Annotated in this window: 17 protein-coding genes; 10 read left to right on the top strand and 7 right to left on the bottom strand. The window is 71.9% G+C overall.

Going from position 1 to position 23,524, the window contains the following annotated elements; genetic code table 11:
- Positions 1–269: 269 nt before the first annotated feature.
- The 4 genes from gltX to EDD54_RS20985 all read left to right on the top strand — a co-directional run bounded on the left by gltX (position 270) and on the right by EDD54_RS20985 (position 4,671).
- Complete coding sequence (gene gltX / locus EDD54_RS21000) at positions 270–1,709, top strand: glutamate--tRNA ligase (protein ID WP_126540544.1); 1,440 nt, start codon at positions 270–272, stop codon at positions 1,707–1,709.
- 74 nt (positions 1,710–1,783) lie between these two features.
- A complete protein-coding gene (gene lysS, locus EDD54_RS20995) occupies positions 1,784–3,277 on the top strand; it encodes a lysine--tRNA ligase (protein ID WP_126540543.1) in 1,494 nt (497 codons plus the stop codon).
- A gap of 223 nt (positions 3,278–3,500) precedes the next feature.
- Positions 3,501–3,983: a methyltransferase family protein gene (locus EDD54_RS20990; protein WP_126540542.1), complete on the top strand. Its 483-nt coding sequence runs from the start codon at positions 3,501–3,503 to the stop codon at positions 3,981–3,983.
- 187 nt (positions 3,984–4,170) lie between these two features.
- Positions 4,171–4,671 carry an MmcB family DNA repair protein gene (locus EDD54_RS20985; protein ID WP_126540541.1) on the top strand — a complete coding sequence of 167 codons (501 nt, stop codon included), beginning with the start codon at positions 4,171–4,173 and terminating at the stop codon, positions 4,669–4,671.
- Between the two features lie 574 nt (positions 4,672–5,245).
- On the opposite strand, the gene EDD54_RS20980 is transcribed toward EDD54_RS20985, so the two are convergent.
- A complete protein-coding gene (locus EDD54_RS20980; RefSeq protein WP_126540540.1) occupies positions 5,246–5,797 on the bottom strand; it encodes an ActR/PrrA/RegA family redox response regulator transcription factor in 552 nt (183 codons plus the stop codon).
- A 233-nt stretch (positions 5,798–6,030) separates the two neighbouring features.
- Positions 6,031–7,353 carry an ActS/PrrB/RegB family redox-sensitive histidine kinase gene (locus EDD54_RS20975; protein ID WP_126540539.1) on the bottom strand — a complete coding sequence of 441 codons (1,323 nt, stop codon included), beginning with the start codon at positions 7,351–7,353 and terminating at the stop codon, positions 6,031–6,033.
- 245 nt (positions 7,354–7,598) lie between these two features.
- Between EDD54_RS20975 and phaZ the strand changes: the two genes are divergently transcribed.
- The 4 genes from phaZ to EDD54_RS20955 all read left to right on the top strand — a co-directional run bounded on the left by phaZ (position 7,599) and on the right by EDD54_RS20955 (position 12,526).
- On the top strand, positions 7,599–9,113 hold the full coding sequence (gene phaZ / locus EDD54_RS20970; RefSeq protein ID WP_126540538.1) for a polyhydroxyalkanoate depolymerase: 1,515 nt from the start codon (positions 7,599–7,601) through the stop codon (positions 9,111–9,113).
- Positions 9,114–9,271: 158 nt separating this feature from the next.
- Positions 9,272–10,948, top strand: coding sequence for a methyl-accepting chemotaxis protein (locus tag EDD54_RS20965; protein ID WP_126540537.1), 1,677 nt, complete (start codon positions 9,272–9,274; stop codon positions 10,946–10,948).
- A gap of 163 nt (positions 10,949–11,111) precedes the next feature.
- Complete coding sequence (locus tag EDD54_RS20960; protein WP_126540536.1) at positions 11,112–11,516, top strand: DUF2852 domain-containing protein; 405 nt, start codon at positions 11,112–11,114, stop codon at positions 11,514–11,516.
- A 206-nt stretch (positions 11,517–11,722) separates the two neighbouring features.
- The gene (locus EDD54_RS20955) at positions 11,723–12,526 is read left to right on the top strand and encodes a M48 family metallopeptidase (RefSeq protein WP_245515842.1); all 804 of its coding nucleotides are present in this window, start codon (positions 11,723–11,725) and stop codon (positions 12,524–12,526) included.
- Between the two features lie 6 nt (positions 12,527–12,532).
- Here EDD54_RS20955 and EDD54_RS20950 read toward each other — a convergent pair whose 3' ends face one another.
- The 3 genes from EDD54_RS20950 to EDD54_RS20940 form a co-directional block, all read right to left on the bottom strand.
- The gene (locus EDD54_RS20950; protein WP_245515840.1) at positions 12,533–14,875 is read right to left on the bottom strand and encodes a transglycosylase domain-containing protein; all 2,343 of its coding nucleotides are present in this window, start codon (positions 14,873–14,875) and stop codon (positions 12,533–12,535) included.
- 135 nt (positions 14,876–15,010) lie between these two features.
- Positions 15,011–18,031: a DNA polymerase I gene (gene polA / locus EDD54_RS20945; protein WP_126540535.1), complete on the bottom strand. Its 3,021-nt coding sequence runs from the start codon at positions 18,029–18,031 to the stop codon at positions 15,011–15,013.
- Between the two features lie 80 nt (positions 18,032–18,111).
- The gene (locus EDD54_RS20940) at positions 18,112–19,146 is read right to left on the bottom strand and encodes an acyltransferase family protein (protein ID WP_126540534.1); all 1,035 of its coding nucleotides are present in this window, start codon (positions 19,144–19,146) and stop codon (positions 18,112–18,114) included.
- A 197-nt stretch (positions 19,147–19,343) separates the two neighbouring features.
- Between EDD54_RS20940 and EDD54_RS20930 the strand changes: the two genes are divergently transcribed.
- Positions 19,344–19,766, top strand: coding sequence for a hypothetical protein (locus EDD54_RS20930; protein WP_165644543.1), 423 nt, complete (start codon positions 19,344–19,346; stop codon positions 19,764–19,766).
- Positions 19,767–19,868: 102 nt separating this feature from the next.
- Complete coding sequence (locus tag EDD54_RS20925; protein WP_126540532.1) at positions 19,869–20,921, top strand: MaoC family dehydratase; 1,053 nt, start codon at positions 19,869–19,871, stop codon at positions 20,919–20,921.
- A gap of 96 nt (positions 20,922–21,017) precedes the next feature.
- Here EDD54_RS20925 and EDD54_RS20920 read toward each other — a convergent pair whose 3' ends face one another.
- Positions 21,018–22,148, bottom strand: a complete 1,131-nt coding sequence (locus tag EDD54_RS20920) for an SMP-30/gluconolactonase/LRE family protein (RefSeq protein WP_126540531.1) — start codon at positions 22,146–22,148, stop codon at positions 21,018–21,020.
- 132 nt (positions 22,149–22,280) lie between these two features.
- A complete protein-coding gene (locus tag EDD54_RS20915) occupies positions 22,281–23,429 on the bottom strand; it encodes a hypothetical protein (RefSeq protein ID WP_126540530.1) in 1,149 nt (382 codons plus the stop codon).
- Between the last annotated feature and the right edge of the window lie 95 nt (positions 23,430–23,524).

Genomic DNA, 23,524 nt, shown 5'->3' with positions numbered 1-23,524 from the left:
GGGCAGGGTGCTCCCCGGCCGTCGCGGGCGTCGGCGAGCGGCGGAGAAACTAGCCGCCGGCGGCGCCGTTGCAAGCCCCGTTCGCGGCGGTCGGCCGCGCGCCCGCCGCTATTGCGCCGGGCGCCCCCTGCGATTAGAAGAAGCGCCGATCGAGGGAGCGCCGCCGACGGCCCCGGTCCGGGCGCCCCGAGCCTTCCCGCGCGGCGCGTCGGCCCGGACGTCGCGGAACGCCCCGCACCCCGCCCTTCCGGATCACGAACGACTTTCCGATGGCCACTCCTGTCAGGGTCCGCATCGCCCCTTCGCCCACCGGCGAGCCGCACGTCGGCACCGCCTACACGGCGCTCTTCAACGTGCTGCTCGCGCGCAAGCTCGGCGGCGAGATGATCCTGCGCATCGAGGACACCGACCAGAGCCGGTCGACCCCCGACAGCGAGCAGAAGGTCATGGAGGCGCTGAACTGGCTCGGCCTCGACTGGGCCGAAGGTCCGGACAAGGGCGGCCCCTACGGCCCCTACCGCCAGAGCGAGCGCAAGGACATCTACCCGCCCTACGTCGACGAACTCGTCGCCAAGGGCCACGCCTTCAAGTGCTTCTGCACCCGCGAGCGCCTCGACGCCATGCGCGACGAGCAGCGCCGGCGCGGCGAGCAGCCGAAGTACGACGGCCTCTGCACGCGCCTCTCCCCGGCCGAGATCGCCGAGAAGGAAGCCGCGGGCATTCCGCACGTCGTGCGCATGAAGATCCCCGAGACCGGCGAGTGCCGCTTCACCGACGCCATCTACGGCGAGGTCTCGATCCCCTACGCCACCATCGACATGCAGGTCCTGATGAAGGCCGACGGCATGCCGACCTACCACCTCGCCAACGTCGTCGACGACCACCTGATGAAGGTGACCCACGTCGCCCGCGGCGAGGAGTGGCTGTCGTCGGTGCCCAAGCACGTCCTGCTCTACGAATATTTCGGCTGGCAGCCGCCCCAGTTCATGCATCTGCCGCTGCTCAGGAACCCGGACCGCAGCAAGCTCTCCAAGCGGCGCAACCCGACCTCGCTGTCCTATTTCTCGAACCAGGGCTACCTGCCCGAGGCGCTCAACAACTTCCTCGGCCTCGCCTTCGTCGCGATCGCCGACGGCGAGGAGCTGATGAGCCTCGACGAGCTCGCCGCCCGCTTCGATCCGGCCAGCGTCGCCAGGGCCGGCGCGGTGTTCGACCTCACCAAGCTCGACTGGCTGAACGGCCGCTGGCTCCGCGAGAAGCTGACCGACGCCGAGTTCAAGGCCCGGGTGTTCGACTGGGCGCTCCTCAACGGCAAGCTCGACGGCGGCCTCGCCCTCGCGCGTCCGCGCATCGCGCGCCTCGGCGAGTTGCCGGATCTGACCGCCTTCCTGTTCCGCTCCGAGCTCGGCCTGAAGAAGGCCGACTTCGAGGCCACCAAGAACGGCGCCGACGACAGCGCGCTGATCCTCGAGAAGGTGTCACCGATGGTCGACACCCTCGCCGAGTGGTCGCGCGAGGCGATCGAGGAGGAGATCCGCCGGATCTCCGAGGAGATGGGCCGCAAGGTCCGCACCGTGATCCCGCCGCTGTTCATCGCGCTGACCGGCTCGTCGCGCTCGCTGCCGCTGTTCGATTCGATGGCGCTGCTCGGCCGCTCGATCGTGCGCCAGCGCCTCAAACAGGCGCTCGCGGCCATCGCCGCCGGCTGACCCGCCCGCCGACCAGCGCATCCGGGGACGCGAACGCGCGTCCCTCCTCCCCTTCCCGCCGGATCCATCCGACCATGTCCGCCTCCGACACCACGCCGCCGAAGCTGTCCTCCGACGTCACCGAGGTGCGCTTCCAGAAGCTCGACGCCCTGCGCGCCGCCGGCGTCGATCCCTACCCGGTCCACTTCCACCGCAGCGCCGGCAACGGCGAGCTCGCCGAGCGCCACGCCGCCCTCGCGCCCGACACGACCTCCGAGGACGACGTCGTCGTCGCCGGCCGCGTCTTCTCGATGCGCAACAGCGGCATGTTCGTCGACCTCCACGATTCCTCGGGGAAGATCCAGGTCTTCAGCCACAGGGACGTCACCGAGCCGGAGAGCCTCGCGCTCCTCGCCAACGTCGAGACCGGCGACCTGATCGGCGTCGAGGGCCGGGTCCGCCGCACCAAGCGCGGCGAGCTGACGGTCGACGCCAAGCGCATCCACGTGCTCGCCAAGACCGTGCGTCCGATGCCGGAGAAGTACCACGGCATCGCCGACGTCGAGCAGCGCTACCGCAAGCGCTACCTCGACGTGATGGTCAACCCGGACAGCCGCACCCGCTTCCGCCAGCGCAGCCGGATCATCTCGCAGATCCGCCGCTTCATGGAGGCCGAGGGCTGCCTCGAGGTCGAGACGCCGATGCTGCACCCGGTCTACGGCGGTGCCACGGCCGATCCCTTCCGCACCCATCACAACACGCTCGACATGGACATGTACCTCCGGATCGCCCCGGAGCTCTACCTGAAGCGCGTGCTGGTCGGCGGCCTCGCCGAACGGGTCTTCGAGATCAACCGGAACTTCCGCAACGAGGGCGTCTCGACGCGGCACAATCCGGAATTCACGATGATGGAGACCTATTGGGCCTACGCCGACTACGAGGACATGATGAGCCTCGTCGAGCGGCTGTTCGAGGCCCTCGCGCGCGATCTCCACGGCTCCCCGGTGGTGAAGTTCGGCGACGGCGAGCTCGACTTCACCGGCCCGTTCCGCCGCCTGCCGATGCCGCAGGCGGTCCTGGAGGCGACCGGCCTCGACTTCCTCGCCATCGCCACCGACGAGGAGGCCCGCGCGGCCGCCAAGTCGAAGGGCTTCGAGATCGAGCCGTCGATGACCTGGGGCGAGGTGCTGGCCTTCCTCTTCGAGGAGACCACCGAGGCGAGCCTGAAGCAGCCGACCCACGTGATCCAGTTCCCGAAGGACATCTCGCCCTTCGCCAAGGAGGTGCCGGGCGAGCCGCGCCTCGTCGAGCGCTTCGAGACTTACGTCAACGGCTGGGAGATCGGCAACGCCTTCTCCGAGCTGAACGACCCGGTCGAGCAGCGCCGGCGCATGACCGAGCAGGTCGTCCAGGCCCACGCCCGCGGCGAGAAGGAACGCGTCCTCGACGAGGACTTCCTCGAGGCGATGGACCACGGCATGCCGCCCGCCGGCGGCCTCGGCGTCGGCATCGACCGCCTCGTCATGCTGCTGACCGACGCCCCGTCGATCCGCGACGTCATCCTGTTCCCGGCCCTGCGCAGCCGCTGACACCGAAGGCGCGAGGTTCCGACGTCCCGCGTCGGAGCCTTGCGCGCGGAACGCCCGGCCGGGCGCCGGCCGGTCGGCCGGAGCCTCTCGGACGAGGGCCACCGGACGGGGAACGCCCAACGCACCGACGCCGCGGCGGAACCCGATCGGTCGGGCCTTTGCGACGCCGACCTCCGACCGCCGGGACGTCCCGTCCCGGCGCTCTCCCGCGGAGCCCGCCGCCATGCCGGTCGATCCCGCCGCCGCCCCGAACCGCCTGCCCTGGCCGCCGCTGCTCTACGGCGGCGCGCTCGTCGCCGGCGCCGTCGCCGAGATCCTGCTGCCGACGAGCGTCCCGCTGCCGGCCGCCCTCGGCTGGGCGATCGCCGCCGTCGGTGCCGGCTTCGACCTCGCCGCCATGGCGACCATGTGGCGGGCCCGCACCAACATCCTGCCGCACCGCGCCGCCGACAGCCTCGTCACCGGCGGGCCCTTCGCGCTCTCGCGCAACCCGATCTACCTCGGCAACACCCTGGTCCTCCTCGGCCTCGCGCTCGCCTTCGACAGCCTCTGGCTCGCCGCCGGCGCGCTCGCCGCCGCCGTCCTGACCCACCGTCTCGCGATCCTGCGCGAGGAGGCCCACCTCGAGGCCCGCTTCGGCGACGCCTGGCGCCGCTACCGCGCCGCCGTGCCGCGCTGGATCGGCCCGCCGCGCCGCAAGCGCTGAAACCGAGCCCGCAAGGTTCCGACCCGTGGTCGGACCATTGCGAGCCGGAAGCGCCCGACCGGGCGCGGGCCGAGAGGTCGAGACATCGTGACGTCCCGACGAGTCGGGACCTTGCGAGACGGGTACGACGTGCGGGCCGCGCGGGCAGGGCCTTGCGTCGCCCGAACGAATGGGGAACACTGCCGTCATGACCGACGCCGTCGCCCTCGCCGCCGCCATGTTGGACGCCCGCCTGCTCGACGGGCGGCAGTCCGAGACCGCCCGCGCGATCCAGCGCGGCGTCGGCCGGCTGCTGGTCGGCCTCGGCTTCTCGGTGGTCTACGAACTGCCGCTCGCCTCGGGCCGGCGCGCCGACGTCGCGGCGTTGTCGATGGCTGGCGAGATCTGGATCGTGGAGATCAAGTCGTCGGTCGAGGACCTGCGCGCCGACCGCAAGTGGCCGGACTACCGGCTCCACGCCGACCGGCTGTTCTTCGCCACCCACGCCGGCGTGCCCGCCGAGATCTTCCCGGCCGACGCCGGCCTCATCCTCGCCGACGGCTTCGGCGCCGCCATCCTGCGCGAGGCCCCCGAGCACCGCCTGCCCCCGGCCACCCGCAAGGCCACCACCCTCCGCTTCGCCCACACCGCCGCCCGCCGCGTCCACGCGCTGATGGACCCGGGCGTCGGCGAACCCGGCCCCTGGTGACGGGAACGGCGGGCGCCAGCGGCATCCCGCGAGAGGTTCGCTCCTGCCAACGCACCGCGGCCGTGGCTCCCCCTCTCCCTGTCCCTCCCCCTCGAGGGGGAGGGGACGCGACGGGAGCCGTACGGCGGAACGACGACACGGAGGCACATCCCGCTTCCCGTCACGACGAACGTAACGTCATCCCACCCGCGGTTCGTCCTTCGCCGCGAGCCCCGCCCTTCCGCAATGGCGGACGCCGCGAGCCGCCGGCGCACCACCGTCAGGTCCAACGGCCCTGCACCGCCGCTGAAACCTCCCCGCCCCGCGAACCGCCTCGCCCTCGTCCGCCGCTCGACGCGCGTCGCCCCCGCCCAACGAGAACGCCGCTACCGACGCCTCCTTCTTCGCGCCCCCCCACCGCGTCCCCTCCCCCCTGGAGGGGGAGGGACAGGGAGAGGGGGCAACCCGCGCCGACGTCGACAGAACGAGTGTACGAGACCGCCGAACGGTCGGCCTTGCCCTCCGAAAACGACGACACCGCCGAACCGCTATCCGCGGCCGGCGGTGTCCCTCGGATCCCTCCCGAGCTCCCCGGTCAGCGCGGCGCGCGCTTGGCGAGGATGCGCTGCAGGGTGCGGCGGTGCATGTTGAGGCGGCGCGCCGTCTCCGAGACGTTGCGCTCGCAGAGTTCGTAGACGCGCTGGATATGCTCCCAGCGCACCCGGTCGGCCGACATCGGGTTCTCCGGCGGTTCGGCGCGGATGTCCGGGTCGCGCGTCAGGGCGGCGAACACCTCGTCGGCGTCGGCCGGCTTGGCGAGATAGTCGACCGCGCCCATCTTCACCGCGCTGACGGCGGTGGCGATGTTGCCGTAGCCCGTCAGCACGATGGTGCGGGCGTCGGGACGGCGGTCGCGCAGGCGCTCGACCACGTCGAGGCCGTTGCCGTCGCCGAGGCGCATGTCCACCACGGCGTAGGACGGCGCTTGGGAATCCACCTTGGCGAGGCCGTCGGCCACGGTGTCGGCGGTGTCGACGGCGAAGCCGCGCGCTTCCATCGCCCTGGCGAGGCGCTGGAGGAACGGCTTGTCGTCGTCGACGATGAGCAGGGTCTTGAGCGTTTCCGAAGGTGTGGTCAGGGTGTCCATATGGCGTGACCTCTGGTGACCGGCCCACGCGGTGTATCCGGACTCAGGGCCACGCCACTCCGGCCGTGAGATCCTTCGTTATTGTCCGCGTCGGGTTCTCTTTCCACCGTGGTCAGGATAGGGCGCCATCGGGGGCGCGGCAATAAGCCTTCGGGTGCAGCCTGCGGCAAATGGTTTCGGATTCTCTGAAAGGGTCCTTCAGGGAAACGCCCTGCCCCGTCGGCTCGCGCCGCTCACCAGCCGTCGGCCTCGCCGGCGTCCATCGCCGCGCGCGGCCAGCGCACGGCGATCACCGCGCCGGTCTGCGGCGCGCCGCGGTTGGTGATCGCGACCCGCGCGCCGGTGCGCTCGAGCAGCGTCTTGGCGATGAAGAAGCCGAGGCCGAGGCCGCCGCCGCCCTCGCGGGCCTTGCCGGGGTGGCGGGCGCGGGTGGTGACGTAGGGATCGCCGAGCCGGTCCATCACCTCGGGCGCGAAGCCCGGGCCGTCGTCGCGGATCGTCACCACCACCTCGTCCTCGGTCCAGGACGCGCCGACGTCGACCCGGCTGGCGGCATAGTCGACCGCGTTCTCCACGATGTTGCCGAGGCCGTAGAGGATCGCCGGGTTGCGCGTGCCGATCGGCTCGCGGCCGGGGTCGCCGTCGACATGGACGATCAGCGCCACGCCGAACTCGCGGTGCGGCGCGATCACGTCCTCGACGAGGTGGGTGATCGGCAGCCGGTCGAGGTGGCCGCCGAGGTCGGTCGACAGCGAGGTCAGCTTGCCGAGGATATCGCGGCAGCGCTCGGCCTGCGAGCGCAACAGGCCGAGATCCTCGCGGATCGGCGAATCCGCGGGCACCTCGCGCAGCAGTTCCTTCGACACCAGCGAGATGGTGGCGAGCGGGGTGCCGAGCTCGTGGGCGGCGGCGGCGGCGAGGCCGTCGAGCTGGTGCAGGTGCTGCTCGCGCGACAGGATCAGCTCGGTCGCCGTCAGCGCCGCCTGCAGCTGGCGGGCCTCCTCGGAGACGCGGAAGGAATAGGCACCCATGAAGCCGAGGGCGGCGACCAGGGCGCTCCAGATCCCGGCGACGTAGCGCTCGGGCATCGCGATCGGCGCCTCGGCCGCCCACGGCAGCGGCAGGTGCCAGAACACCAGGGCGCTGGCGATCGCGACCACCAGCACGCCGAGCGACAGCGTCCAGGCCATGCCGAGGGCGCTCGCCGACACCAGCACCGGGGCGATCAGCAGCATCGCGAAGGGGTTGGTCAGGCCGCCGGTCAGGGCGAGCAGGGCACCGAGCTGGACGATGTCGTAGCCGAGCAGGGCCGCCGCCGCCCCGTCGGCGAGACGGTAGGCGGCGGTGAACCGGATCTTCAGGAAGACGTTGAGCCAGGCGGAGGCCGCGATCAGCCCGAAGCAGAAGCCGACCGGCAGGTCGTAGGCGAACAGCCAGGCCACCACGGCGACGGCGGCGGTCTGGCCGGCGACGGCCAGCCAGCGCAGGCGGATCAGGGTGTCGAGCTTGAGGCGCTGGCGCGCGGCGGGGGGCGTGAGCTCGGGAGCGGACGGCATGTCAGCAGCTTAGCAGGTGCCGCGGCCGTCCTCGACGGGGCCGGACTGCGGCGGAATGGAGCGGCGTTGCGCCGACCCTTGGCCGGGTGATGAGACTATAGGATGGCGCCAGCCGGGTCCGCCGTGACACGCGAGCCCTTGCCGGAATGGAAAAGTGGAACTTATCTTCAAACCGTTTCAGCGATGAAACCGCCGATCGGGATCGACCGGATCCCGGCGGCGCGCGGCGAAAGGACCGGCGGGGGATGACCGTGCCCTACTATCACCTCTACGAGTTCAACCACGCCGCCCTCGGCCCCGCCCGCGCGGCGGCCGACCTCACCCGGCTGTTCTACCAGAACCCGTTCAACCCGCTGTCGCAGACCCACGTCGGGCGCTCGATCGCGGCGGCCTGCGAATTGTTCGAGCGCTCGACCCGGCGCTACGGCAAGCCGGCCTTCGGGCTCGACACCACGGTGGTCTCCGGCATCCGCGTCCCGGTCACCGAGGAGGTGGTCTGGCGCAAGCCGTTCTGCCGGCTGGTCCGCTTCGAGCGCGCCGCGCCCAACCAGGGCCGCGTCGACCCCAAGGTGCTGGTGGTCGCCCCGATGTCGGGCCACTACGCCACGCTGCTGCGCGGCACCGTCGAGGCGCTGCTGCCGCGCCACGACGTCTACATCACCGACTGGGAGGACGCCCGGATGGTGTCGGTCGCCGAGGGTCGCTTCGACCTCGACGACTACGTCGACTACGTCATCGAGATGCTGCACGCCCTCGGCGGCGACACCCACGTGGTCGCGGTCTGCCAGCCCTCGGTGCCCGTGCTCGCCGCCGTCTCGGTGATGGCGAAGCGCGAGGATCCGTTCGCGCCGCTGACGATGACGCTGATGGGCGGGCCGATCGACACCCGCCGCAATCCCACGGCGGTCAACAAGCTCGCCGAAGAGCGCGACATCGAGTGGTTCCGCCGCAACGTCGTCATGAAGGTGCCGTTCCCGCATCCGGGCGTCTACCGCGACGTCTACCCGGGCTTCCTCCAGCTCGGCGGTTTCATGAGCATGAATCTCGACCGTCACGTCGGCGCCCACAAGGAATTCTACGAGCACCTCGTCAAGGGCGACGGCGACAGCGCCGCCAAGCACCGCGAGTTCTACGACGAGTATCTCGCCGTCATGGACCTCACCGCCGAGTTCTACCTGCAGACGGTCGAGACGGTGTTCATGACCCACGCCCTGCCGAAGGGCGAGATGATGCACCGCGGCGAGCGCGTCGACCCCGGCGCGATCCGCCACACCGCGCTGCTCACCGTCGAGGGCGAGAAGGACGACATCACCGGCGGCGGCCAGACCGAGGCGGCGCACGACCTCTGCACCGGCCTCGCCGACGACTGGAAGGTCCACTACACCCAGCCCGGCGTCGGCCACTACGGCGTCTTCAACGGCTCGCGCTGGCGCGCCGAGATCTGTCCGCGCCTCGCCGACTTCATCCTCACCCACAACCAGCGTTCCGTCGCCGCCAAGGCCGCCGGGGCCCGGCGCGCCGCCGCCCGCGCGGCCGACGAGGCGCCGGCCCGCAAGGTGGTCGACGATCTCAAGCGGATCGGCGGCGTCGGCCCCAAGCTCGAGGCCCAGCTCAACAAGGAGGGCATCTTCCTGTTCTCCCAGCTGATCGAGCTCACCGACGCCCAGGTCGACGACCTCGACCGCCGAATCGGCGGTGCCGGCCGCATCCGCCGCGACGACTGGATCGGACAGGCACGCCGTCTGATGGCGCCGACCTGATCTCCCGACCGGGGGCTGTGACGCCTCGTCGTTTAGCCCGATCCGGAGCGACGGATCGGGCTGCTTGATTCGATTTTCAAGGGCGATCGTCCGCGCCGTTAAGCTCCGCTTCACCGCCTCTCTGCTTCCATGGGGAGCATATATTCGAGAGGCCTAATATGCTCATCCGGACCAAGATCGTCGCGCTGTCGCTGTCCGCGGTGGCCATCGTCTGCGCCTGCGTCGGGCTCGGCATGGCGACGCTGGCGCAGTACGGCGACCGCGTCGAGGCGTTGCAGACCGCACACGAGCACGCCTTCAGGGCCGAGCGGGTCAATCGGCTGGTCACCGCCGTGGTGATGGACTCCCGCGGCATCTACGCCGCCGCCGATACCAAGGCCGCCGCCAAGTTCGGCGAGGGCCTCGAGCAGAGTCTCGTCGACATGGAGACGATCCTGTCCGGCTGGCGCGCCGAGACGCTGCCGCCGGAGGAGCGCGCGCAGTTCGACCTCGTCGACGGCAAGGCGGGCGAGTTCGCCAAGTTCCGTCGCGAGATCGCCGCGGCCGGTCGCGACGTCTCGCCGGCCGAGGCCGGCAAGCTCGGCAACAACGAGACCAACCGCGCCAACCGCAAGGCCTTCCAGGCCGAGATCGACAAGATGGTCGCCCTCGCCGAACGGGACCTCGACGGGATCGAGGCCGACCTCGCCGCCTTCGAGCGCCGCACCGAGACCACCTTCCTCGCGGTCGCCGTCGGCGCCGCGCTGGCGATGCTCGCCGCCGCCTACTGGATCGGCGTCCGCAGCATCTCGCGCCCGCTCGGCCGCATCGCCGCGACGGTCTCCGCCATCGCCGACGGTGCCTACGACACCGCGGTGCCGCGCACCACGGCGAACGACGAGATCGGCGTGCTCTGGCGCGCCACCGCCGCCCTGCGCGACAAGGCCGCCGAGACCGACGAGCTGAAGCGCCGGCAGGCCGACCGCGACGCCGAGGCCGCCGCCGCCTTCGCCGCCGAGCGCGGCCGCATCGCCGACGCCTTCCAGGCCCGCATGGGCAAGCTCGCCGCCGAGTTCGTCGGTGCGTCCAAGTCGGTCGCCGCCGCCGCCCAGCGCCTGCGCGACGGCTCCGACGCCACCACCGCCCAGGTCGGCACTGCCGCGACCGCCGCCGAGGAGGCCGCCGCAAACGTCGGCGTCGTCGCCGCCTCCACCGAGGAGCTCGCCGCCTCGGTCCGCGAGATCAACACCCAGGTCACCCGGTCGGCCCAGATCTCCGTCGCCGCGGTCGAGCAGGCTGGCGACGCCGAGGCCGAGATCAAGAAGCTCGCCTCCGCCGCCACCGAGATCGGCGACGTCGTCAACCTGATCTCCGCCATCGCCGCCCAGACCAACCTCCTCGCGCTCAACGCCACCATCGAGGCGGCGCGTGCCGGCGAGGCCGGCCGCGGCTTCGCGGTGGTCGCCTCCGAGGTCAAGAACCTCGCCGGCCAGACCGGCAAGGCCACCGACGAGATCGCCCGCAAGATCGCCGAGATCCAGGGCGCCACCGGTAGCGCGGTCGGCGCCATCGGCACTATCGTCGGCACCATCGGCGAGGTCCGCGAGCTCACCAACGCCATCGCCGGCGCGGTCGAGCAGCAGGGCGCCGCCACCGCAGAGATCGCCGACAACACCCACCGCGCCGCCAACGGCACCCACGGCGCCAGCCGCAACCTCGACGGCCTCGGCCGGGTCGCGGCCGAGACCGGTGCCGCCGCCGGCGAACTGATGGGCCTGTCGGACGCCCTCGAGGGTCGCGCCGCCGACATCGAGCACGAGGTCCGCACCTTCGTGCAGTCGCTGCGCGCCGCCTGACCGCGGCGGACGAATCCCGCGATCGTCATTCCTGCGGAGACGGCCCCGTCCGTCTTCGCATCGAACCGACCCGCGTCCGAAAAAGTCCTCACGAGATCTTGAATCGACCTTCGACGGGGGCCACCTCGTCGAAGGTCGACGTCATCTTGCGAGGACCTTTGAAATGTCACGAAGCTGCGCGGTGAAACCCGGTTGGAACCCGCTCACCACCGGCCTGATGATCCTGGGATTCATCGTCTTCTGGCCGCTCGGCCTGGCGATGCTGGCCTACATCCTGTGGGGCGACCGCATGCGCTCGGCCTGGTCGGACGTGCGCCCCGGCGTCGAGAACGCCATGCGCAACGCCGGCTTCCGGCGTCCAGACTTCGCCGAGGCCGGCTTCGGCCGCACCGGCAACGCCGCCTTCGACGAGTATCGCGAGCGCGAACTGAAGCGCCTCGAGGAGGAGCGCGCCCGCATCGACGCCATGCGCACCGAGTTCGACGACTTCCTGCGCAACCTGCGCCGGGCTCGCGACCAGGAGGAGTTCGACCGCTTCATGTCCGGTCGCACCCCGCCGGCGGTCTGACACCTCTCCCGCACACGTCCCGACTCGTCGGGACGTGTGCGGCGTTTCGGCCATCCGGCCGGCGCCCGGTCGGGCGCTTCTCGCCCGCGACGCTCCGACCACGGGTCGGAGCTCTGCGAGCTCGGTCCGACACCCGCCCAGCTCGAAAGCCATCCGGCCGCGGACGCCCACCGGCGCGTCCGCGGCCGCCTTCGCGGTGGTCGGCGATGCGCTATCCTGACGTCATGGCGAATCGCTGGCTTCCCGACCTCCTCGTCCGTGCCGGGCTGCGGCCGCCGCCGGCTCCGCCGCGCCGGACCGCCACCACCGCCTTCACCGTCGTCGCCGGCGGCCGCGCCGTCGAGGTCCGGCTGCGCCGCAACGCCCGGGCCAAGCGCTACACCCTGCGCCTCGACGCCAAGGGCGCCGGCGCGGTCGTGACGCTGCCGCGCCGCGGCACCATCGCCGAGGCCCGCGCCTTCGTCACCCGCCACGCCGACTGGCTCGCCGAGCGCCTCGCCCCGGAGACCGCCTCCGCCGTGCCCGCCGACGGCGACATGGTGCCCGTCCGCGGCGTTCCCCACCGGCTCGCCTGCACCGGCGCCGCCCGCGGCGCCGTCGCACTCGCCGCCGACGGCGACGGCCGTCCCGTGCTGGTGGTTCCGGGCGCGCCCGAACACCGCCGCCGCCGGCTCGAGACCTTCCTGAAGCGCCTCGCCCGCGACGATCTCGCCGCCGCCGTCGCCCGCCATGCCGGAACGCTCTGCGTCCGCCCCACCGCGATCCGCCTCAAGGACACCACCTCGCGCTGGGGCTCGGCCTCGGCGGCGGGCGGCCTGTCCTTCTCCTGGCGCCTCGTGATGGCGCCGCCCTTCGTGCTCGACTATCTCGCCGCCCACGAGGTCGCCCATCTCGTCGAGATGAACCACTCCGACCGCTTCTGGACGATCTGCCGCCGCCTCGCACCGCGCACCGAGGAGGCCAAGGCGTGGCTGAAGGCCGAGGGCCGCGGCCTGCACCGCCTGCCCTGACCCGATTCAGCGCGACGATCCCTCGAACAGCCGTTCGAGCAGCGTGCGTTCGCCCTCGGTCGGCGCCGTCTCGGGCGGCGCGGCCACCGGCACCTCGACCGGCGCCGGCGCCGCGGCGCCGGGCAGCGCCGGACCCTGGCGCTCCAGCCCGTCGATGGTGGCGGCGATGTCGTCGGCCGGGGCCGGCGGCGGCACGAGGTCGGTGCCGGGCAGCGGCAGCACCGGCCGCCCCGCCACCGCCTCGGTCATGAACCGGTGCCAGACCGCCGAGGTCAGCGCGCCGCCGGTCGCCTTCTTCGTCGGCGAGTTGTCGTCGTTGCCGAACCAGACGCCGGCGGTGAGGCCGGTGACGTAGCCGATGAACCAGGCGTCGCGGAAATCCTGGCTGGTGCCGGTCTTGCCGCCGACCGGCCGTCCCGCGATCGCCGCCTTGGCGCCGGTGCCGTATTGCACCACGCCCTGCAGCATCGCATTCATCACCCCCACGGCCCGCGCGTCGATCACCCGGCCCGGGCCCTCGCCCTGACGGCGGAACAGCACCTTGCCGTCCTTGGTGGCGATGCTGTCGATCACGTAGGGGATCACGCCGTAGCCGCCGTTGGCGAAGGGCACGTAGGCCGAGGTGATCTCGAGCGGCGTCACCTCGGCGGTGCCGAGGGCGATCGAGGGATTCTCGTGCAGCTTGGAGACGATGCCGAGCCGGCGCGCCGTGTTGGCGACCGCCGACGGCCCGACCTCGGCGGCGAGCTGGGCCGCCACCGTGTTCAGCGACTTGGCGAGCGCGGTCCGGAGCGTGACCGGACCCAGATAGTCGCCGTCGTAGTTCTTCGGCTGCCAGCCCTTGATCGACACCGGACCGTCGGTCATCAGGTGGTCGGGCGAGTAGCCGCGCTCGATCGCGGTCAGGTAGACGAAGGGCTTGAAGGCCGAACCCGGCTGGCGCCGCGCCTGCACCGCGCGGTCGAACTGGCTGGCCGCGTAGTCGCGGCCGCCGACCAGCGCCTTGACCGCGCCGTCGTTGTCGATCGCCACCAGCGCGCCCTGGCTGACGCGGAATTTCGCCGCCTCGCCGGCGAGCGCGTCGCGGATCGCCGTCTCGGCGGCGCGCTGCATAGAAAGGTCGACGGTGGTCGTCACCACCACGTCCTGCGACAGCGACGACAGGTAGCCCGGCAGCAGGTCCATCACCCAGTCGGCGACGTAGTTCTCCGAGCGGGTGTTGTGCTCGGCGACGACGTGCGGCGGCTCGTCGGCGGCGCGCTTCGCCGCGGCGCGGTCGATGTAGCCCTCCTCGGCCATCGCGGCGAGCACGGTCATGGCGCGGTCGTGGGCGAGCTTGGCGTCGCGGCTCGGCGCGTAGCGCGACGGCGCCTTCAGGAGGCCCGCCAGCGTCGCCGCCTCGCCGAGCGTGACCTCGCGCGCCGACTTGCCGAAATAGGCCCGCGCCGCGCCGTCGACGCCATAGGCGCCGGCACCGAGGTAGACGCGGTTGAGATACATCTCCAGGATCTCGTCCTTGGAGAAGCGCCATTCCAGCCACAGCGCCAGCACCACCTCCTGGAGCTTGCGCTCCATGGTGCGGTCCGGTTTCAGGAACAGGTTCTTGGCGAGCTGCTGCGTCAGCGTCGAGCCGCCCTGGACCACGCCGCCGGCGGTCAGGTTGGTGACGAGCGCGCGGGCGAGGCCGAGCGGGTCGATGCCGAAATGGTGGTAGAAGCGGCGGTCCTCGATCGCGATCACCGCCTCGGGCAGGTAGGGCGGCAGCTGCTCGAGCCGCACCGCCTCGCCGCCGGTGTCGCCGCGGTTGGCGATCGGTGCGCCGGCTGCGTCGACGATCTCGACGTTGGGCGGGCGCGCCGGAACTTTCCACTCGTCGGTCTGCGGCAGCGTCGCGAAGGTGTAGCCGATCACGCCGGCGACGCCGACCGCGCCCCAGATCGACAGCACCACGCCCCAGTAGAACAACCGGCCGAGGAATCCGAACAGGCCGATCCCGCGCCGTCGCCGCGGCGCCCGCCCGGCCGGCTTGCCGCCGCCGCCCTTGGCCCCGCCGGCACCCTTGGCGCCGCCGCCCTTCGGGCCGGCGCCTCCACCGTTCCGACGCGGCCCGCCGTCGCCGGCCGCGCGTGTCGGCGCGGGTCCGTCGAGGCGCGGCTCGATGCGCGCGTTGGTCCGTCCGGCCCGGGCCGTCGTCGCCATCCCGCCGTCCTCGTCGTCGGCCCCGCGGGGCGGATCGATGCGGGCGGTGCCGTCGGCACGGTCGCGCGCGGTCGGGCGGAGGCCGGTGCCGTCCGTGTCGGCGCCGAAGCTCGGCTCGACCCGTCCGCGATCCCGATCCGACCTCGCCATCCCGCCGCGACCCTCCGGAGAGAGGAACGGACCCGCGCACCGGCGCGGCCGTCACCCGGAGGCCCTCGCTTCCAGGCTAAAGGCGGCGGTTTAAGGGCCGGTAAAGGTTGACGCCCGGCGCGCAGGGAGCCGGCATCAGTGCGCCTCTTCCCAGTTCTGCGCCGCCCGCGCCTCGACCTCGAGCGGCACGCTGAGCCGGACCGCCGGCTCGGCCGCGCCCGCCATCACCTTCACCACCACCGGGATCGTCGCCTCGACCTCGGCGTCGGGCACCTCGAACACCAGTTCGTCGTGCACCTGCAGCAAGAGCAGCGCCGACAGGCCGGCCTCGACGAGCGCGCCCTCCATCCGCACCATGGCACGGCGGATCACGTCGGCGGCCGAGCCCTGGATCGGCGCGTTGATCGCGGCGCGCTCCATGAAGGCGCGCATCGAGGCGTTCGGCGAGGCGATGTCCGGGTAGTGCGCCTTGCGGCCGAACAGCGTCGTCACGTAGCCCTGCTCGCGCGCGGTCCGCCGAGTCGTGTCCATGTAGTCGCGGATGCCGGGGAAGCGCTGGAAATAGCGCTTGATGTAGTCGCCGGCCTCCTCGCGCGAGATGCCGAGCTGGTTGGCGAGGCCGAAGGCCGAGATGCCGTAGATGATGCCGAAGTTGATCGCCTTGGCGCGCCGGCGCACCATCGGGTCCATCCCCTGGACCGGCACCCCGAACATCTCCGACGCCGTCATGGCGTGGATGTCGAGCCCATCGGCGAAGGCGCGCTTCAGCTGCGGGATGTCGGCGACGTGGGCGAGCACGCGCAGCTCGATCTGGCTGTAGTCGGCCGAGATCAGCTTGCGGCCCGGCGGCGCCACGAAGGCGGTGCGGATCTTGCGCCCTTCCTCGGTGCGCACCGGGATGTTCTGCAGGTTCGGCTCCGACGACGACAGCCGGCCCGTGGTCGTCGAGGCCATCGAGAACGAGGTGTGGACCCGGTGGGTCTCGGGATGGACGTAGGTCGGCAGCGCGTCGGTGTAGGTCGACTTCAGCTTGGAGAGCTGGCGCCAGTCCAGCACCTTGCGTGGCAGTTCGTGGCCCTGCTCGGCGAGGTCCTCGAGCACGTCCGCGCCGGTCGCCCAGGCGCCGGTCTTTGTCTTCTTCGCGCCCGGCAGCCCCATCTTGCCGAACAGGATGTCGCCGAGCTGCTTCGGGCTGCCCGGGTTGATCGGTTCGCCGGCGAGCGCCTGGATCTCGGCCTCCATACCGGCCATCTTCTGGGCGAACTCGCCGGACAGCCGCGACAGGATCTGGCGGTCGATCTGGATACCGCGCGTCTCCATCCGCGCCAGCACCGGCAGCAGCGGCCGCTCCAGCGTCTCGTAGACCGTGGTCATGCCCTCGGCGACGAGGCGCGGCTTCAGCACGTGCCAGAGCCGGAGCGTGACGTCGGCGTCCTCGGCGGCATAGGCGGTGGCGCGGTCGAGCGGCACCTTGTCGAAGGTGATCGCGCCCTTGCCGGAGCCGCAGACGTCCTTGTAGGCGATCGGCTTGTGGCCGAGCAGCAGCTCGGACATCTCGTCCATGCCGTGGCCGTTGCGGCCGGCGTCGAGGGCGTAGGAGATCAGCATGGTGTCGTCGAACGGCGCGACGACGATGCCGTGGCGCTCCAGCACCAGCCGGTCGTACTTGACGTTCTGCCCGATCTTGAGGACGTCGGCCGCCTCCAGCACCGGCTTCAGGATCTCCACCGCGGTCGCGAGCGGGATCTGTCCCGGCACGAGCCCGCCGCCGAGCAGGTCGCCGGCGCCGGCGACGTGGGCGAGCGGCACGTAGCAGGCCTTGCCCGGCGCGAGCGCCAGCGACACGCCGACGAGGTCGGCCCGCATCGGGTCGAGCGCGTTGGTCTCGGTGTCGAAGGCGACGACGCCGGCCTCCGCCGCCTCGGCCGCCCAGGCGGCGAGTCGGGCCGCGTCCAGAACCGTTTCGTAGGCGGAATGGTCGACCGGGACCGCCCGCATCGCCGCCGCCGCCGCGGCCACCCGCGCCGCCGGGGTCGAGGCGACGTCGCCGTGGGCGTTGGTGGTCGGCCCGCTCGCGGAGGCCTCCGCGACCGCCGCACCCGCCTCGGCGGCCGGAGCCGCCGCCCCGCCGTCCGCGGCCTCCGCCACCGGGGCGGCCGCCGCTCCCTCGAGCCCCGCGTCACCGCCCGCCGGCCAGTGCCGCACCGGCACCGTCACCGCCGCGACCTTGCCGGTGTCGACCCCGGTCGCCTCGGCGACGCGGCGGGTCAGGGTGGAGAATTCCATCGCCTTGCAGAAGGCGATCAGCCGCTCGCCGTCGACGGGACGGACGCCGAGGCCGTCGATCGGGTGGTCGAGCGGCACGGCGCGGTCGAGTTCGACGAGGCGTCGCGAGATCCGCGCCTGCTCGGCGTACTGGATCAGGCTCTCGCGCCGCTTCGGCTGCTTGATCTCGCCGGCGCGCGCGAGCAGGCCCTCGAGGTCGCCGTATTCCAGGATCAGCTGCGCCGCCGTCTTGATGCCGATGCCGGGCACGCCCGGCACGTTGTCGACGCTGTCGCCGGCGAGCGACTGGACGTCGACCACCTTGTCCGGCGTCACGCCGAACTTCTCGGCCACCTCGGGGATGCCGAGGCGCTTGTCCTTCATGGTGTCGAGCAGCACGACCTTGTCGTCGACCAGCTGCATCAGGTCCTTGTCGGACGACACGATGGTGACGTCGGCGCCGGCGGCGCGGGCCTGGGTGGTGTAGGTCGCGATCAGGTCGTCGGCCTCGAAGCCGAGCTGTTCGACGCAGGCGACGTTGAAGGCCCGCACCGCCTCGCGGATCAGGCCGAACTGCGGTCGGAGGTCCTCCGGCGGCTCCGGCCGCTGCGCCTTGTAGAGCGGGTAGATCTCGTTGCGGAAGGTCACCGACGAGGCGTCGAACACCACCGCGAGATGGGTCGGCTTGACGCCCGCCGCCGTGTGGTCGGCCTCCTTCAGCAGCCGCCACAGCATGTTGCAGAAGCCGGCGACGGCGCCGACCGGCACGCCGTCCGACTTGCGCGTCAGCGGCGGCAGCGCGTGATAGGCGCGGAAGATGTAGCCGGAACCGTCGACCAGGAAGACGTGGTCGCCGGCGGTGACGGGGCGGGACGGGGCATCGTTCGACATGGCCGGGACTATGCCCCGCCGAGCCCTCCGGCGAAAGCCTCGCCGTGCCGCCCCCCCGTCGGCCCGGACCCCTCCCGCCGTCACTCCGCCGGGGCGACCGCCGCCACCCGGCGCGGCCGGTCGACGCGGGCGAAGGCGGGGCGCTCGTAGAGGAAGGTCGCGCCGACCGCAAGCGCCGCCCGCCACATCAGGAACGGCACCACCACGGCCGTCACTGTGGTGATCAGGGAGATCCAGCCGATGTCGGCGATCACGCCGGTGCGCAGCAGCGCCTCGCGCGTCACCACCATCGGCAGGAAGAAGCCGAGGTAGACCACCAGCGAATTCTCGCCGACGAACCTGAACGGCGGCACGATCGTGGGCAGGCTCGCGATCAGGCTCGACACGGTCACGATCGCCATCGCCCCGAGCGCGCCGAGCACCAGCGACACGCCGGGCAGCGACGCCCAACCGAAGTGGACCGCCGTGCCGTTCACCGCCGCCCAGGCGGCGAGATAGCCGAGCCCGAGCGCCGGCCGCACCGCGGCCCCGGCGGCGAGGCGGAAGATCGTCGGCGCGAAGGCGTAGCCGGCGTAGAAGTAGACGAAGCGGGCGGCGGTCTCGTCGATCGCGACCCAGCCGGTCTCGACCGGCGCGATCTCGGCGGCGGCGGCGAGCGCCAGCATCGCCCACACCGGCACCGTCCGGGTCAGCCGCACCGCGAGAGCGAAGAACGGCAGGATCCAGATGAACCACAGCGTGCCGAACGGCTCGAGGAACAGCGAGGTCGCGAACAGCCGGAGCGTCTCGGCGACGCCGTCGTCGGCCACCATGCCGGGCGCCTTGAAGGCGAACTGCACCACCAGCCAGACCACGTAGAAATAGAAGAAGTGCACGACGCGGCGGTCGAGGAAGGTGCGCCAGTCGCGCCGGATCGCCTTGCCGAGGAAGAGGCCGGCGACCAGGAAGAAATCCGGCATCCGGAACGGCTTGGCGAATTCGACCACGTGGGTCATGAACCCGGTGGCGCCAGCTGCCTTCTCGACGCCGAGGGTCGAGTGCATCATCACCACGAAGACGATGCAGATCGCCTTCGCCGTATCGATCCAGTCGACCCGCTCGCTCGCGTGCGACATCCGACGTCTCCGTGTCACGAAACCTGCCGGATCCTACGTCGAAACCCTTAAGAAGGCCCGTAACGGCGACGTGAACCTGATGTAAAGGTTAATCCGGCCGCCCTGTAACCTCGGAAACAGCCGCTCTCTGCGGCGAGAACGATGATGTCCCCGTCGACCGCACCGCCGGTGGTGCCGGTCTCCCGGAGATCCGAACCATGTCGAGACGCCTCGCCCCCCTCGCCCTCACCGCCTTCGCCACCCTCGCCGCCCTCGCCGCCCCCGCGGTCGCCGCCCCCTCCTTCGACAGCGTCGGCGTCACCGCCACCGGCGGCGTCGTCGCCCGCACCGCCGGCGTGGTCGGCGTGACGAAGCGCGCGCTCGGCCGCTACGAGGTCCGCTTCGCCCGCGACATGCGCGCCTGCGTCGCCGTGGCGACGCCGAAGGCCTTCGGCGACCCGTTCGACGTCGAGGGCACCGACCCGGCCGGCCGCAACCCCTATTTCATCCAGACCGCCTGGACGGCGACGTCCTCCGGCTTCCCGGGCGTCGACTTCTCCAAGAGCGTGATCGTCGTCCTGCACAAGCGCGACGGCACCCGCGTCGACAAGGCCTTCGACCTCCACGTCCAGTGCCCGTGAGGACGGCCGGCGCCGCGACCTTCGGCGGGGCTGACAAGGCTCCGCCGCCTCCTCTAGACGATGTGCGGCGCAGCATCGGCGCCGGATGCGGGAGGCGGAGCCGTGACCAAGACCAACCCCGGCAATTTCTTCGAGGATTTCGCGGTCGGGCAGGTTCTGCGCCACGCGACCCCGCGCACGGTGACGGCCGGCGACGTCGCGCTCTACCAAGCGCTCTACGGCAACCGCTTCGCGGTGCAGTCGTCCGACGCCTTCGCCCGCGCGATCGGCTACGAGCGCGCGCCGGTCGACGACCTCCTGGTGTTCCACGTCGTGTTCGGCAAGACCGTGCCGGACGTCTCACTCAACGCGGTCGCCAACCTCGGCTACGCCGGCTGCCGCTTCCTGGCGCCGGTCTTCCCGGGCGACACGCTCTCCACCGTCTCCGAGGTGATCGGCCTCAAGGAGAATTCCAACGGCAAGACCGGCGTCGTCTACGTCCGCTCCACCGGCACCAACCAGAACGGCGTCGAGGTGCTCGACTACGCCCGCTGGGTGATGGTCCGCAAGCGCGACGAATCCACCCCGGCGCCGACGGCGGTGGTGCCGGTCCTGCCGGCGCACCTGCCGCCCGACGCCCTCGGCGCCGCGGTGCCGCGCCTCGACCTGTCCGGCTGGGACGACGCCCTTTCCGGCAGCCCGCACCGCTGGGGCGACTACGCGGTCGGCGAGCGCATCGACCACGTCGACGGCACCACCATCGAGGAGGCCGAGCACCAGATGGCCTGCCGGCTCTACCAGAACACGGCCAAGGTGCACTTCAACCAGCACACCGAGGGCAAGGGCCGCTTCGGCCGCCGCCTCGTCTACGGCGGCCACGTCATCTCGACGGCGCGCGCGCTCACCTTCAACGGCCTCGGCAACGCCTTCGCCGTCGCCGCGATCAACGGCGGCCGCCACGTCGCGCCGTCCTTCGCCGGCGACACCATCTACGCCTGGTCCGAGATCCTCGACAGCCGCGCCATCCCCGGCCGCGACGACGTCGGCGCGCTCCGCGTCCGCCTCGTCGCCACCAAGGACCAGCCCTGCGCCGCCTTCCCCGACAAGGGCGACGACGGCCGCGACGACCCCGCCGTCGTGCTCGACCTCGACTGGTGGCTGCTGCTGCCGCGCTGAGCGGCGCGCGGGAGCGGCGCCGATCCGCACGGTGCCGCGATCCCGGTGCGGGCGCGACCTCCGTCGCGCATCTGCTCGCGACCGGTCGGCGTCCCGTCAGCGCAGGCGCCACAACTCGATGGCGCCACGCCGTATCCGCCGATCCTCGACGACGCCGGCGAAGAGGTCCGGTCCGACCGCAATCACGTTCGCCAACGGATTGCCGGGCTCGACGGGGACCCTCGAGACCGCCCCCTTCCGCCGGTCGATCAGCGTCCAACCGTCGAAGTTGGCCACCGCGATCCGCCCCTTCCCCGCCGGGAAGAGGGCGACCTGGGAGCCGAGATAACCGACGTCGAACGTCGCGAGCGGCTTGGCGGCGGCATCGACGACGACCACGCGGTTGACCGCCGCGTAGGATCCGCCGCACAGCCAGTGGACGGCGAAGCGTCCGCCCCCGAGGTCGGCGATGCGCAGCACCGGTCCCATGCCGTCCTCGTCGACCTCTTCCAAGAGATGGGCCGGGCCGAGCCTGCCGCCGAAGGCGACCTTGCGCACGTAGATCCGGCGCTTCGTTTCGGTGCACACGGCGACCAGGGCGAGCACGCCGTCGCCGCAGGCGACCGTCGCGACGTCGCTCAGCACCACACCCGCATCGGCGACGATCTCGTAGGGGCGCGTCAGCGGCCGCCCATCGGCGGAGAGGAATACCCCGCCGGGATTCTTCGGCTGCCCGTCCTCGTCGAGATGAACGACCCAGCCCTGCGCATGGAAGCGGCCGTTCGACGTGGCGACGAGATCGTCGAATGCGTAGTTGCGCTTGTCCGTACCCGGCAGATACGGGACCACGGGCCCGGCCGGGGCGCCGGCCAGGGTGACGCGCCGGTATCCGGCTTGGCTGCTGTAGAGCCCGCCGCCGTCGCCGAGTGCGAAACCGTAGAGCCCGCTCCCGTTCCTGGTCGGAAGCCGACGATAGCCACCGACCGGCCGCAGCCCGTCGGTGAAGCGATGCGCGAGCACCTGCGTCGCCGGCGACTCCCCTTGCTGCCAGACCGCGAGAAGGCCGCCGGCCGGGTTCCGAACCAATAGGCACCCCGCCGCGAGCGCATGATCCGGAGCATCCGGATCCGGCCCCACGAGAGGCGTCTCGCGGATACGGACGATAGCGGGTTCCGCACGCGCGAGCGCCGGCATCGGGAAGGTCGCCGCCCCGAGGGTGGCGGCGAGGAAGCTGCGGCGGTCGAGCATGGTCTGTCCCCCATACCGTGGCGACACCGGAGATCGGCGTCGCGGAAATCCGTCGAGGCGGGCGCTCCACGCCACCCGGGCGACCGGGTCGGCGAGGCGACGTGCCGCGCCGCCGGGGGCACGCGGCCCGCGTCACTCGATCGCGAGCGTCGTCAGATACGGGTAGTTGCCGTTGGCGATCGCGACGCGTCCGTGCCCCAGTGCCGCGGCGGCCGACGCTTCCCCCCAGTTCTCCCGGGGATCGTCGAACCGGGCGACGACCCGGCCGGTCGAGAGGTCGTGGACCACGAGGCCGGCGTAGTTGAACAGGCGACCGCCGCCGAGCGGCACCAGCATCTTGTTGGAGGCGACCCGCATCACCGGTGGAGGCACGTCGGGCACCGGCTCGAAGTCGCGCACGCACACCCCGTTCGGCGCGTAGAGCCCGCCGTACAGCGTGCCGCCGACGCACCAGAACAGGGCGACGCGGTCGCGCAGCCCGACCGCCCCGCCGACCGCCCAGTCGAACCCCGTGGCGATCTCCGTGACCGGACCGAGCTGGCCGCGGGGGCCGACGCGCCGCATCCGCATCGAACGCGGCGTGGTCGACTGCCCGTCCGGTAGGCCACCCCGCTCGTCGAGGGTTCCGACCACCACGGCCCCGTCGCCGGCGGGAACCAGCGCCTCGATGAAGACCCACGCCCCGTAGTGCTGGTAGCGCTTGAACAGGTTGAACAGGCCCGTCCGCCGCCGCCCGTCGGGACCGATCACCAGACCCGCGGCTCCGAAATAGGACGAATCCCGACTTTCGGCCCGCCAGGCCGTCATGAAGGAGCCGTCGGCCAGCGTGCAGACCGCCGGTTCGTAGATGCACACGCGGGCGTCGCGGCGCGTCAGCTGGATCTCCGGTCCCGCGAGCGCCCCGTCGAAGGTGAACGGCGTTGCCGTGCTGCCGGTCGCGACACCGGTCAACGCCACGCCGCCCGTCCGCGACATCCCGACCGCGTGGTGCACCATGCCGGCCCCCCGCACATTGACCGGCTTTGAGCGCGGCGAGAGGGTGGGCGTCAGAATCTGCACGTAGGTGTCCACGCCGTCGTCCATGACGGAGCCCCACATGGCCGCGACCTTGCCGCCCGGCGTCGCCGCCAGCGTCGGATAGACGGCCCATTCCCGCTGCCCCTCCACCCGGCACTCCCGCTGCGCGATCACCCGCAGCGTCAGCGCCGCGCGCGCGAGCGCCGGCATCGGGAAGGTCGCCGCGCCGAGGGTGGCGGCGAGGAAGCTGCGGCGGTCGAGCATGGCGGTTCGTCTCCGTTGGCGCCACCGTCGGTGGCACCCGCGGGTGTAGATCGCCTTCCGGTGCCACCCGTGTCGAGACGTACCGCCGGAAACCT

Origin of the sequence: Oharaeibacter diazotrophicus (assembly GCF_004362745.1) — a bacterium.
Classification (GTDB): domain Bacteria; phylum Pseudomonadota; class Alphaproteobacteria; order Rhizobiales; family Pleomorphomonadaceae; genus Oharaeibacter; species Oharaeibacter diazotrophicus.
This window is presented reverse-complemented; position numbering and strand designations above follow the sequence as displayed.

Bases quoted from the DNA above. Each gene is read 5' to 3' on its own strand.
- EDD54_RS20915 (WP_126540530.1), bottom strand. From the start codon at position 23,429: ATGCTCGACCGCCGCAGCTTCCTCGCCGCCACCCTCGGCGCGGCGACC.
- EDD54_RS20940 (WP_126540534.1), bottom strand. From the start codon at position 19,146: ATGTCGCACGCGAGCGAGCGGGTCGACTGGATCGATACGGCGAAGGCG.
- EDD54_RS20975 (WP_126540539.1), bottom strand. From the start codon at position 7,353: ATGCCGTCCGCTCCCGAGCTCACGCCCCCCGCCGCGCGCCAGCGCCTC.
- EDD54_RS20950 (WP_245515840.1), bottom strand. From the start codon at position 14,875: ATGGCGAGGTCGGATCGGGATCGCGGACGGGTCGAGCCGAGCTTCGGC.
- lysS (WP_126540543.1), top strand. From the start codon at position 1,784: ATGTCCGCCTCCGACACCACGCCGCCGAAGCTGTCCTCCGACGTCACC.
- EDD54_RS20955 (WP_245515842.1), top strand. From the start codon at position 11,723: ATGCGCTATCCTGACGTCATGGCGAATCGCTGGCTTCCCGACCTCCTC.
- EDD54_RS20960 (WP_126540536.1), top strand. From the start codon at position 11,112: ATGTCACGAAGCTGCGCGGTGAAACCCGGTTGGAACCCGCTCACCACC.
- polA (WP_126540535.1), bottom strand. From the start codon at position 18,031: ATGTCGAACGATGCCCCGTCCCGCCCCGTCACCGCCGGCGACCACGTC.
- EDD54_RS20980 (WP_126540540.1), bottom strand. From the start codon at position 5,797: ATGGACACCCTGACCACACCTTCGGAAACGCTCAAGACCCTGCTCATC.
- EDD54_RS20985 (WP_126540541.1), top strand. From the start codon at position 4,171: ATGACCGACGCCGTCGCCCTCGCCGCCGCCATGTTGGACGCCCGCCTG.
- EDD54_RS20920 (WP_126540531.1), bottom strand. From the start codon at position 22,148: ATGCTCGACCGCCGCAGCTTCCTCGCCGCCACCCTCGGGGCGGCGACC.
- phaZ (WP_126540538.1), top strand. From the start codon at position 7,599: ATGACCGTGCCCTACTATCACCTCTACGAGTTCAACCACGCCGCCCTC.
- EDD54_RS20930 (WP_165644543.1), top strand. From the start codon at position 19,344: ATGTCGAGACGCCTCGCCCCCCTCGCCCTCACCGCCTTCGCCACCCTC.
- EDD54_RS20990 (WP_126540542.1), top strand. From the start codon at position 3,501: ATGCCGGTCGATCCCGCCGCCGCCCCGAACCGCCTGCCCTGGCCGCCG.
- gltX (WP_126540544.1), top strand. From the start codon at position 270: ATGGCCACTCCTGTCAGGGTCCGCATCGCCCCTTCGCCCACCGGCGAG.
- EDD54_RS20965 (WP_126540537.1), top strand. From the start codon at position 9,272: ATGCTCATCCGGACCAAGATCGTCGCGCTGTCGCTGTCCGCGGTGGCC.